This is a genomic window from Nostoc sp. NZL (assembly GCF_015714705.1).
Classification (GTDB): domain Bacteria; phylum Cyanobacteriota; class Cyanobacteriia; order Cyanobacteriales; family Nostocaceae; genus Nostoc; species Nostoc foliaceum_A.
Map to the genome: position 1 here is coordinate 38,152 of NZ_WBKL01000023.1, position 12,906 is coordinate 51,057.

Sequence of the window (12,906 nt, forward strand, 5' to 3'; positions counted from 1 at the left end):
TGACATTAACATCAATGTCAAGGTTTAGCGTGAGATAGTCCTTATTAATTCGCCTCTCATGCTCTACCCCCAACGTTTCAGCCAATTCACCAGAGAACACACAGATACATTAGCAGCCCTTTTGTGTGGCTTACTGCTATTTCTCGGATGGTTCGCCTTGCATCTCGGTTGGTTGGGATTGGCGTTGCTACTGCTACCTGCTGCTTATGTAATTGGTGGTTACGAAAGTGCGCGAGAGGGATTGACAACTCTCTTCAAAGAAAAAGAACTTGATGTAGATTTGCTGATGATCGTGGCGGCGATTGGTGCTGCTAGTCTCGGCTTATGGCGAAGAGAATATCATCTAATTATTGATGGGGCAATTTTGATTCTGATCTTTGCTATCAGTGGCGCACTAGAAGGCTATGCAATGGCGCGAACTGAGCGGAGTATCAGGAGTTTGATGAGTCTGACACCAGATACAGCAAGGGTTTTACTTCAGGGAAGGGAAGAGGAAATTCCTATCACTCAGCTAAAAGTGGGTGATGAAATTGTCGTCAAACCCGGAGAACTAATTCCTACTGATGGGATAATTTCATCTGGTTACAGCACCCTCAATCAAGCTGCAATCACAGGCGAGTCTCTACCTGTAGAGAAAACAGTGGGCGCAGAAGTATTTGCCGGCACACTCAACGGCTATGGTGCATTGCAGATTAAGGTACACAAACCAGCCCAAAGCAGCTTGATTCAGCGGGTGATTCGCTTGGTAGAACAAGCGCAGACAGAAGCACCACCTTCGCAAGAGTTTATCGATCGCTTTGAGAAGGGATATGCCAAAGTCATTGTAGTAGCCGGAGTATTGCTGGCAACTTTACCGCCATTTCTTTGGGGTTGGGATTGGGAAACAACGATTTATCGAGCGCTTACCTTCCTGGTGGTTGCTTCTCCTTGTGCGCTGATGGCTGCAATTATGCCCACCCTGCTTTCGGGAATCGCCAATGGTGCAAGACAGGGAATTTTATTTAAGAATGGGGCGCAGTTGGAGAAGATTGGCAAAGTCCGAGCGATCGCATTTGATAAAACTGGTACTCTAACAACAGGACAGGTGCAGGTATACAAGGTAATCTCAGTTAGTGAATACACCCATGCAGATGTATTAAAAGCCGCCGCTAGTGTGGAATCCTCTTCAGAACATCCCATCGGTAAGGCAATTGTGCAGGCGGCTGGTGATTTGGATTGGGTTGGCGCAGTTGAAGTACAAGCCATACCTGGACAGGGAATTGTAGGAATCGCTCAAGAACAACAGGTAATTGTGGGGAATGCCGTTTTTGTGCAACAGTATGTGACAAATTTACCTGAAGAATTACGAAAAATGGCTCAATCTTTAGAGCAAGAAGGTAAAACTGTAGTTTGGGTAGCACAGGGAGATATAGCAGAGGTGATGGGTGTAATTGCGATCGCAGATGAAGTAAGATTGCAAGCAGCCGCAACCATTACCCGGTTAAAGAAACTGGGAGTTGAACAAATTGTCATGTTAACCGGGGATAATGAGGAAACTGCTCACAGTGTTGCTAAAGCAGTAGGAATTGATCGAGTATATGCTCAACTTCTACCAGAAGATAAGCTTGATGTTATCCGCAGTCTACAGCAACAATATCAAACTGTGGCAATGGTGGGCGATGGAATTAATGATGCACCAGCCCTAGCCCAAGCATCTGTAGGTATAGCGATGGGAGTATCTGGTAGTGATGTGGCATTAGAAACCGCAGATATAGTACTGATGGCAGACAAGTTAGAGAAAATTGCCGTGGCGATACATTTGGGTAGGCGATCGCAATCCATAGTCAAACAGAATATATTCGTAGCGTTGGGTTTCATTATGTTGCTTTTGGTGGGCAACTTTCTAGGAAATATTAACCTACCTATCGGCGTGATTGGGCATGAAGGTTCTACAGTATTAGTTACCCTTAGTGGTCTAAGATTACTGAAATAAACCACTTTTCTCTCTTTATCTCTGTGTCGCGCCAGTTGCTACAAGTCGGGGAACCGCAAGGGCGCACTGGCTTCTCTGCGCCTCTGCGGTTTATTAAAATTTGAAATTAGTTTTCCCCATCTCCTCATACTACGATGTTTATAGGGGACAGGGAAGAGGGGCATAAAAGATAGGGGACAATTAATTACGAATTACGAATTAATCCTCAGCTTTTGTTGAATATGCAGCAGTTTTACCATCCAATGAAACTGTATCTGTTTGCAATTCTTGATGCCGATTTGGTTTGATCAAGCGCTCTGTTGTCGTCTTAATCACGATATACAAAATCGGTACTACAAACAAACTCAAGAAAGTCGCAATTAACATTCCCCCAAATACTGTTGTTCCCAAAGATTGCCGACTTCCCGCGCCAGCACCTGTAGCAATAGCTAACGGGAAAATCCCCAATAGTGTAGAAAAGGCAGTCATCAAAATTGGACGTAGACGCTCTTGTGAAGCCTCAATTACTGCTTTGGTAATCGAAAGTCCTTGATCTCGCAATTGGTTAGCAAATTCCACAATCAAAATAGCGTTCTTACTAGCTAAACCAATCAACATTACCAGCCCAATTTGACAGTAAACATCATTAGCAAAACCTCGCATTGATTGAGCTATCAGCGCTCCAAAGATAGCTAAGGGAACTGATAACAGAATGATAAAGGGATCAACGTAGTTCTCGTATTGAGCAGCTAGTACCAAAAACACAAAGATTATTCCTAATCCAAAGATCAGGGGTGCTAAACCACCAGAGTCTATTTCTTCTAATGCAGTTCCTGACCATTCATAACCATAACCTGCTGGTAAAACTTCTTTAGCAACTTGTTCCATTGCTTTAATTGCGTCTCCAGAACTGGAGCCAGGAGCGGCGGCACCATTAATTTCAATTGAACGGAACAAATTGTAGTGATTTATCGTTTGCGCTCCCACAGTTGGAGTAACTGTGACTAAGTTACTCAAAGGAATCATTTGATTCTTTTGAGAACGAACGTATAGTTTGCCAATATCTTTTGGATTGGAACGAAACTGTTGATCTGCCTGGATATACACCCGGTAATTGCGCTGCTGGAGATTGAAATCATTCACATATTGTGATCCCAAAGCAGTTTGTAAAGTACTGAAGATATCATCTATAGAAACTTGCAACGCGTTGGCTTTATTACGGTTTACTTCCACAAGCAATTGTGGTGTATCTGCGGCAAAGGTGCTAAATACAGCTTGTAATCCTGGTGTTTGATTAGCGCGACCTAGCAACTTACCCATCGACTCTACTAAATTTGCTAAACCACTGTTACCTCTGCGGTCTTGCATTTGAAAGACGAAGCCGCCAAAGTTGCCTAAACCCTGAATTGGTGGTGGATTCACAGGAAAGACCCTGGCTTCTGGGATTGCCAACAACTTCCCTTGCAATTTGCCAATAATCGCCTGTACTGATTGATCGGGTCTTGAGCGTTCTGCCCAAGGTTTTAAAGTTGTAAATATAATGCCGCTATTGGCGGTGCTACCACTAAAACCAAATCCACCGATCGCAAAAGTCCCTAGCACTTCTGGAAGTGGCAAGATTTCTTTTTCTACTTGTGCCATAACATCGCTGGTATATTGCAGCGATACGCCTTGGGGCCCTTGGATGATGGTGATGAAGTAGCCTTCGTCTTCATCGGGTAGAAAGGCTGTCGGTACTGTGGTGTACAGCCAAGCAGTCATACCCAAAGAAACGATAAACAGTCCAATGACGATGCTTTTGAATCGTACCATCCAGGTAAGCGATCGCTCATAACTTGACCTTACCCATTCTAGGAATCGATTAATTAGGTCAAACAGCCAGCCAATCCACCTGGGAGGTCTTTGTTCTTGACGTAACAGCACGCCACATAAAGAAGGTGTTAGGGTCAAAGCCAAAAAAGTCGAAATCGCAATGGAAAAAGCGATCGTCAGCGCAAATTGTCGATAAAGTGCGCCCGTGGTTCCCGGAAAAAACGCCACTGGCACAAACACCGCCATCAATACTAGTGAAGTGGCAATAACCGCGCCAAATAGTTCCGCCATTGATTCACTAGCGGCTCGGCGAGGATTAATTCCTTTATCCTGAATAAAACGGCTAATTTGCTCCACCACAACGATCGCATCGTCTACTACCATCCCCGATGCTAAGGTCAGACCAAACAAAGTCAAACTATTAATGGAAAAGTTAAAAATTTTGATGAAGGCAAATGTCCCAATTAGTGCTAGAGGAATAGTCAGTGCTGGAATTAAAGTGGTTCGCCAATCCTGCAAGAACACAAAAATTACAATTACAACCAGCACCACCGCTTCAATCAGAGTCTTGATGACTTCTGCCATCGACTCTTCTACAAACGATGTTGTGTCAAAAGCTACCTGATATTTCATTCCTGGGGGAAAACTCGGAGCCAATCGCTCCATTTCAGCTTTGACTCCTTTCGCTACATCCAAGGCATTACTGCCAGGAACCTGATAAATCCCTAAACCTACAGCATCGTTGCCCCGGAACCGCAGAAATGTGTTGTAATTTTCTGCACCCAGTTCTGCTTTACCTACATCTTTAAGCTTGACTAAAGTACCATCATCTTCAGTTTTCAAGACAATTTCTTCAAACTCTGATGGTTCTTCTAATCGGCTATCAGCACGCACATCAAGTTGGTATCTTTGTCCTTCAGGAGCCGGTTCTTGTCCAATTCTCCCTGCACCAACTTGCAAGTTTTGTGCAGATAAAGCATTTGCTACATCCTGAGTCGTTAGTCCTCGACTGGCAAGGCGACTTGGATCTAACCACAGGCGCATTGCGTAGCGGCGTTCACCAAAAATTTGAGCGTTGCTCACCCCTTTGACTCTTTTTAAAGCATCTGCTAGGTAAAGGTCGGCATAGTTGCTTAAGAATATATTGTCGTACTCTTTATTCTCGGCAAATAAACCAATTGCTAAGAGAATGTTGTTAGACTCTTTTGATACCCGCACTCCTGTGCGCTGCACAGAGTCTGGTAGTTGTGGTTGGGCAACAGAAACACGGTTTTGCACATCCACAGCCGCAATATCTTTATCCCGTGATGAATCAAAGGTGGCTGTAATGGTACTAGTACCATCGTTACTGCTACTGGAAGTAAGATATCTTAGTCCTTCAATCCCGTTGATTTGCCTTTCTAAGATATTTGTCACTCCGCTTTCTACGACTTCTGCACTAGCTCCGCTGTAGTTGGAAGTCACACTGATTTGGGTGGGACTAATTTCTGGGAATCTTGCGATCGGTAGTGAGGGAATACTGATTAATCCTATTAAAAGAATGACGATCGCACAGACCGACGCAAAGATTGGCCGCTTAATAAAGAAGTCAACAAACATAGTTTAAAAAATTGGGGATTGGGTATTTGGCATTGGAAAGAGGACTTGGGGACAATGGGAAAGACTTGTTGCAAGTTCTCACTCAAGTCCCCTTGTCCCCTTGTCTCCTCTGCTCCCGTCTTCAACTAAGGCTTTAGACTACCCACTTCTTGTGGTGCAGGAGAGATAGGAGCGCCATTAGTTAGGTTGAGAATACCGGAAACAACTATTTTGTCTCCAGCCTTTAGTCCGTCGATAACTTGATAATTATTCCCCTCAATAACTCCCAATTTCACAGGTTTTTGTTGAGCCACTAAAGATGGCGCTCCAGGTTTAGGCTTTTCTGCTGGCGCTTGAGCCACAAACACAAAAGTTTCCCCACCCAAACGAGATATTGCTGTAACTGGAATTAAGATTCCTGGACGTTCGTTCCAGATCACTTTGGTTTGCACTGTCTGGCGATTGATCAGTTGACTTCTAGAATTACCAAAGTTGGCTTTAACTAAAACTGTCTGCGAATCGGAACTGGCATTTGGAGAGATGAAACTCAGCTTACCCCTTGCTGTGGGTTGGCCTTGGGCGTTCAGCATTTGCACTGGTAATCCCAAGCGCAGATTTTTGGCTTCTTCTAGGGGAACGGAAATATTCAGTTCTAAAGAGTCGTTTCTAGTTAATGTAGTGAGCTGGTCTGCTTTTTCTACATAATCTCCCACCTTTGTTGGAATATCACCAACAATGCCAGTGAAAGGAGCTAGGACTTTTGTGTATTGCAGTTGGACTTGAGCAGCTTGGACTTGGGCAGCTGCTTGACTTACTTGCGATCGCGCCTGGGCAATTTCTTCTGGGCGGGAACCATTTTCTAGTTGCCTTAAGTTTTGTTTCTGTTGTTCCAGAGCACCAGCTAGCTCATTGATACTAGAATTTCTGCTTTTGCGAACTTGGTCTAGGCGTTTCTGGGCTACGACAAGGGCAGCTTCAGCACTTTCCTGTTCTTTGACATATCCTTCTAAAGTATCTTGGGAAACTGCACCCTCTTTTCTCAATTGTGCGTATCGCTTGGCTCGTGACTGTGCTAGTTCCACATCAGATTTAGCTGACTGAATTTGAGCCTCAGCCTGAGCAATTTCTTCTGGTTGCGATCCCGATTGGGCATCTCTATAACGAGCTTGGGCTTGGGTTAACTGCGCTCTAGCTTGGGCAATTTCTTCTTGTCGCGTGCCCGCTTTGAGTTCAGCAAGCCTTGCTTGAGCTTGTTCTAGTCCAGCTTTTGCTTGTGATAATTGAGCTTGGACACTATCACTTTCCAGGCTAAGGATAACTTGCCCTTGTTGAACACGGTTGCCCTCTTGGATGAAAATCTGCGTTACTCGTCCTTCAACCTGTGGTCTAATGATTACCGAACGTGGAGCCTCTAAGGAGCCAATAAACTCCGAACTTTCCTGCACAGTTTCAGTTTCCACAGTTGCTAGCTTGACGGGAATTGCCATCGGTTGACCAGCTGCGGCCCCAGCAGGTGCATCGCTAGCGCTACTAGTTTGCCACCAGCGCCAACCAAAACCAACACCTGTAATTAATAGGACGATTCCCAACAGCAGAGGCCAACGCCGCTTTTGAGGTGGCTTAGGCGATCGCTCTAACAATGGTTGCGACTCTTGACTAGAATCATTAACAGTAGGCTGTTCTATTTCAACGGGCAGATGAGAATCAGGGAACTCAGAATGAGACATCTTCGGTTTCTTGTCTTGTGGATTTAGACTTGGGCAATCTACTCTTCGCTAAAAAAGCATTGTTTGGATCATTTTTTAGCCCTTTTTTCTTGATGTTGGTGACAAATATGTATTTGGGTATTTGGGCGATCGCTCACGTTGTCTAGCACCTAAAACAAACAAATAGTCTTCAGCACATTATGGTTGTTTTGTAAATTATTTAACTGTTATCGGTTTTTTAAAGTGTAATTTATAAAACTTTTTTAGTCAGTAGAAACCCATGACTTTAGCTCAGAGAGAAAACACGGTTTATCTTGCTGTCGCAAACACCTCAGTTACTGCCTTTATCAAGCGTGCACGAGTTTGTGCCGTCCTTGATGCTAAGTTTTCTATAAGCGTTTGCAAGCGCTTGCTTGCATTATAACCACATAAAAGACGAGATAAGTACAAGTTACAGATGAGTTTATCGCTCTTAAATCGTAGTGAATACTGATCTTAGGGAAGAGAAGGTTATGGAGCGATGCCAATGGCGGGCTACCTACGCTGTTAATTCAGCTTTATTAAGCAAGGTTGCAAGTTTCATAGAGTTATCCTCACTAAGAACGATGTGCAATCAATCAGTGTTCTCTAGAATCCTATTTTTGAGCAGTCTCAACTTCCTACACTTAGGTCACCCGATCGGTTGATTTGTAACTCACCCATTTGGGTGATTTAATTTTTCCTAATTATGGCTTTGTCTTCCTAGTCGCTTAATGTTCGCTAATTATCAAAAAATCCCCAGTCTCCAGCCCTTTTCAACCATCCACAACTGATTTTTTGGAATTTAATTTCGACAAAGTACCTACAGTTGATTTTCGGTTAGCAACAATATGAGAAAGCAGCCCTTCATAGCGATTAAGTGCTTGCTCTAAGGAATAGTTTTCTTCGGCAAACTGTCTTCCTGCGTTACCTAACCTCGCCCCTAGAGTAGGATTAGCATATAAATCATGCACCGCAGTAGCCATTGCTGAGGGTGATTCTGGCTCAACAATTATCCCACCACCACTGAGTTTGATTGCTTTAGCAGCAGTACCAGTGGCGGGAACTGAACCCACAATCGGGCGACCACTCGCCAACAGCAGTGGTATTTTTGAAGGCATATTGAACGAAATCACATTGCGCTTTTGCACAATCAACCCTACATCAGATGCTGCTAGCATTTCGGGTAGTTTTTCTCGTGGCTGCAACGGTAGCAGCAAAACATTATCTGCTCCATTTAAAAGACAATATTCTTGCAACCTTTGCAATGCTATTGATTCGCCAACGATAACAAAGACAATCTCCCTAATATGGCGCAAGTAAACTGCTGCTTCTATTACTGTTTCTAAACCTTGCGTTAGAGCAATATTGCCCGAATAAAGTACTACAAATTTCCCATCCAGTTGATGGCTAGATATCCAGGAGTTGTTCTGTTTCGGTAAAGGGCGGATGAAATTTACATTCACCCAATTGGGAATACAAACGATTTTATTAACAGGTACTCCCTTATTCACTAAATTCTCACGAAACCCATCGGCGATTACACTAATAGTATGTGCAGTCCGATATGCAAATTTCTCTAGGGCTGCAAGAGTTCGGATCATCCATTTGTTCTTCAAAAGCCCGATACGCACGGCAGCTTCTGGTAAAATATCTTGCACATTCAGAACTATTGGGCAGTTGTATAACCAACCAAATATTGTTGCTGGTAATATACCTAAAAGAGGCGGGACTGTTAAGATAATCACATCGGGTCGTCCACCTTTAAAGGCTTGGGGTAAGCTCGTGAAAACAAAGCTCAACTCCAGTAACAGCCGATCTAGGAGGTTAGGTTTAGACTTAATTCGGAGGTAACTCCGTTGAATAGTTACACCATTTCTTTGTTCAGTAAGGTACCACTTACCCCGATACTCATCATAAATTTCGCGCTGAGGATAGTTGGGCATTCCCGTAATCACCCGCACTTCATGACCTCGCTTTACTAGTCCTTCTGCCAATTCAGTCATTAACGGAGCAATTCCAATCGGCTCTGGATGATAGTTGTAGGAATAAATCAGAATGTGCATGAGCTATTTGTGAATTTTTTGAAGACAGCCTGAGATAATCGGATTTATTCCTTAATAGTCAGTAGGGGCTGCTACTTTTATTACTTGTTTTAATTTGTAAATTTGTTTCATTAACATTGCGTTAAACATTGTTTATGAATATTTGAGTGATTTTTAAAAGAGAGTTTTTCTATTATATTAAATCACCTAACAATCAAAATATCACATTGTGTAAATAGCTTGGGTTTCTAGTGGTTGTTTTAAAAGTTTCAGAAGACATAATTTTCTGGTTCTGACTTGGATTAACTACAACGAAAACATAAGGTTTCAGTTATGTACTAAAATGTTTTGCTGTGCTCACCATGAGAGTAAAAGACCCTTTTAAAACATCCTCTTATAGACATAGGTTTTAGTTTCTGGCAATCATGACAATATTTGCCCTGGTTGTTTCTGAACAAATGCCTAAATTTACACTTGGGGGATTGTAGCATTATATTTAAGCTCGTGCATATAACCCGCATTCCGCCCTTTAAACTGGCACATAGTATAGTGTTGATGGCGAACCAATGAGGTTGAATGGTAGCCCCACCAGTTAACTGAACTAGTAGGGCTAGAATAGACATTTAGTAAATTTGGCAAGCTCTGACTAGAAAGCCCTAATTTATAGCAATCGGCTTGCTTTGTCTTCAAAGTTGAACCTACACCCAACGTAGCAAAGGCTACGCCTACGCAAGACTGGTTGCTGTGGTAGCAGCGATTTTGGCGAAAATATTTTTCATTGTCATAACTCCAAAATTTATTGCCATGATGCAAATATAAATACATCAGACAGTAGGAAGCTTACGATATCAATCTGTATAAGTAGATACTGCATAAAAGTATAGTGGCAAATGTAATAAATCAATTAAGAGAAAAACTTGTTTTTTACATTTTTAGAGAAAATGCCAAGTCTATCTAACAAATCTAAGCTCAACTTTATCCATTTTGATGTATGTAGCAAGGTTTATTAGCTAAAAATCACGAGCGATCGCCTGATAATAACTGATAAAGTTGAGCTACGCAAAGTTGAAAACAGTGACCTATGCCTGCGTTTCTATTAGAAGTTGGTACAGAAGAATTACCTGCAAGCTTTCTCAGTGATGCTTTAATACAGTGGCGAGAGCGCATTCCTCAAAGTTTGGAAGCAAACAGCATCAATGGCGAAAGTGTTCAGGTGTATGGTACTCCTCGGCGTTTGGCGGTAGTGATTAAAGGTCTACCATCCCAGCAAGCAGACCGAGAAGAAGAAATTAAAGGGCCCCCTGCCCAAGCTGCCTTTAAAGATGGTCAGCCGACTGCTGCTGCTATCGGCTTTGCCAAAAAGCAAGGTGTGGAATTGGATGCGCTGTTCCTTCGCCCCACTGACAAAGGGGAATTTGTCTTTGTGCAAAAAAGAATTCCCGGCCGTCCTATAGCGGAAATTTTGACAGAACTTGTTCCCCAGTGGATTTGGGGTTTAGAAGGTAAGCGGTTGATGCGTTGGGGTGATGGGGATGCAAGGTTTTCCCGACCAATTCGCTGGCTGGTAGCTTTGTTAGATGCAACAGTGCTACCTCTGGAATTAGTGAATGGTTCTAAAACGATTCAGAGCGATCGCATTTCTCAAGGTCATCGGGTCTTGCATCTTGAACCTGTGACAATTGCTCAAGCTACTGATTATGTTACCGCTCTCAAGGATGCCTCTGTCACCGTTGACCCAGAAGAACGGGCAAATATTATCAAAGAGCGAGTAAAGGCAGTAGCAGAAAATTTAGGCGGGTATACAGTAATTTACCCTGATTTGTTAGAGGAAGTAACCAATCTTGTAGAATATCCTTCTACAGTTGTTGGTAAATTTGAACCAGAATTTTTAGAATTACCAACTGAGGTAATTACTGAAGTCATGGTTACTCATCAGCGTTATTTCCCTATCTTTAAACCAGATAGTTCGGAGCAAGAATTATTACCTAATTTCATCACTATTTCTAACGCTGATCCCAAAAAATCAGATATTGTTGCCGTCGGTAATGAAAGGGTAATTCGTGCCAGATTAGCTGATGGCAGATTTTTCTACGAAGCTGATTTAACTAAACCAATAGATAGCTTTTTACCACAATTAGAAAAAGTCACTTTCCAAGAAGAATTGGGTTCGGTGCGTACCAAGGTAGATAGAGTAGTTAAGATTGCCGAGCTAATAAGCACCCAATTGGAATTAGCGGAAAATCAAAGCCAAAAAATCCAACGTGCCGCTTTATTATGTAAAGCAGATTTGGTCAGCCAAATGGTGTATGAATTCCCCGAATTGCAAGGCATTATGGGAGAAAAATACGCCTTAGCTAGTGGTGAAGATGCCGAAGTAGCAAAGGCAATTTACCAACATTATTTGCCTACAGGAGCCAGTGATAATTTCCCAGAAACCCTTACAGGTCAAATTGTCGGTTTAGCAGATAGATTAGATACCTTGGTGAGTATCTTTGGTTTAGGTTTAATTCCCTCTGGTTCCTCTGATCCTTTCGCCTTGCGTCGGGCGGCTAATGCTGTAGTCAAAATTACTTGGTTTTATAATTTGCCGATAAATTTAAATGATTTATTGGCACAAATAGCCACAGATTTTGCAGCAAAGTACCACAAAGACCAGGCATCATTAACCGCAGCGTTACAAGAGTTTTTCTTACAACGCATCCGCACTTTACTACAAGAAGAAAAACAGATTGATTACGACTTGGTAAATGCAGTTTTGGGAGAAAATGACCCAGAATACACAGAACGGACGTTAAAGGATTTGTTAGATGTCCGCGATCGCGCCTTATACTTACAACAAATCCGCAACGACAGTACCTTAGATAACATCTACGAAACCGTTAACCGTTCCACACGATTAGCCGCCCAAGGTGATTTGGATACAAAACAGCTAGAACCGACAACTGTCGTCCGTCAAGAATTATTCCAAAAGCCCTCTGAAGAAGCTTTGTATAATGCCTTAATCGAATCAGTGCCGCAAACTCAAGCAGCACAGCAGACACGGAATTATCAACTGTTAGTAGCAGCACTAGCCAAAATTGCCCCTACAGTTAGTAACTTCTTTGATGGCCCAGATAGCGTTTTAGTTATGGACTCCGATCCAGAAATCAAACGTAATCGATTACACTTACTTGGATTAGTTCGCAATCATGCCCGTGTTTTAGCTGACTTTGGTGTGATCGTCAAAAATCTGTAGCGTAGGTCAACAAAAAGTTGTGTAATTTTTGCCAATAAACGCTACTATAGGGAGTGCTTAACCAGGGACACTCTGCTGCAATCTATGTCCAGAGCTACTGTAATTGGATTGGGAAAGTCCGGTGTTGCTGCGGCGAGATTGTTGAAACGGGAAGGTTGGGAGGTGGAGCTAAGTGATAGCAACACCTCCGAAACCCTCCTACAACAACAACAAGAACTCGCTGCCGATCAAATAACCGTGAAACTAGGCCAATCCCTAGAATTGAATGGTGCTAATTTACCCCAATTAATAGTCGTTAGTCCTGGCGTGCCTTGGGATATTCCCGTATTAATCAAGGCACGCCAATTAGGTATTGAAACCATTGGGGAAATGGAACTCGCTTGGCGAAATTTGCAATCTCTACCTTGGGTAGGAATTACAGGTACTAACGGTAAAACTACTACCACAGCTTTAATTTCTGCCATTTTTCAAGCAGCAGAATTAGACGCGCCCGCCTGCGGTAACATTGGCTACGCCGCTTGTGAAGTTGCCCTATCTTGGAAGGGGAGAGGGGCAGGGGGC

At 43.0% G+C, this 12,906-nt stretch carries 7 protein-coding genes; 3 read left to right on the plus strand and 4 right to left on the minus strand.

The genetic code is table 11. The annotated features are described in order from the left end of the window. The first annotated feature begins 58 nt into the window (after nt 1-58). On the plus strand, nt 59-1,972 hold the full coding sequence (locus F8R90_RS02655; protein ID WP_196509381.1) for a heavy metal translocating P-type ATPase: 1,914 nt from the start codon (nt 59-61) through the stop codon (nt 1,970-1,972). Nucleotides 1,973-2,170: 198 nt separating this feature from the next. On the opposite strand, the gene F8R90_RS02660 is transcribed toward F8R90_RS02655, so the two are convergent. From F8R90_RS02660 to F8R90_RS02675, 4 genes are all read right to left on the minus strand, one after another. After that, complete coding sequence (locus F8R90_RS02660; RefSeq protein ID WP_196509384.1) at nt 2,171-5,362, minus strand: efflux RND transporter permease subunit; 3,192 nt, start codon at nt 5,360-5,362, stop codon at nt 2,171-2,173. A gap of 125 nt (nt 5,363-5,487) precedes the next feature. Further along, nucleotides 5,488-7,068, minus strand: coding sequence for an efflux RND transporter periplasmic adaptor subunit (locus F8R90_RS02665; RefSeq protein WP_196509387.1), 1,581 nt, complete (start codon nt 7,066-7,068; stop codon nt 5,488-5,490). 773 nt (nt 7,069-7,841) lie between these two features. Beyond that, a complete protein-coding gene (locus tag F8R90_RS02670; RefSeq protein WP_196509390.1) occupies nt 7,842-9,131 on the minus strand; it encodes a glycosyltransferase family 4 protein in 1,290 nt (429 codons plus the stop codon). A 447-nt stretch (nt 9,132-9,578) separates the two neighbouring features. Further along, nucleotides 9,579-9,935: a hypothetical protein gene (locus F8R90_RS02675; protein WP_190899213.1), complete on the minus strand. Its 357-nt coding sequence runs from the start codon at nt 9,933-9,935 to the stop codon at nt 9,579-9,581. Between the two features lie 256 nt (nt 9,936-10,191). On the opposite strand from F8R90_RS02675, the gene glyS reads away from it, so the two are divergent. Continuing rightward, the gene (gene glyS / locus F8R90_RS02680) at nt 10,192-12,345 is read left to right on the plus strand and encodes a glycine--tRNA ligase subunit beta (RefSeq protein WP_196509392.1); all 2,154 of its coding nucleotides are present in this window, start codon (nt 10,192-10,194) and stop codon (nt 12,343-12,345) included. Nucleotides 12,346-12,429: 84 nt separating this feature from the next. Then, nucleotides 12,430-12,906: Mur ligase family protein (locus F8R90_RS02685; RefSeq protein ID WP_269141721.1), on the plus strand; the 477-nt coding region annotated here is incomplete at its 3' end.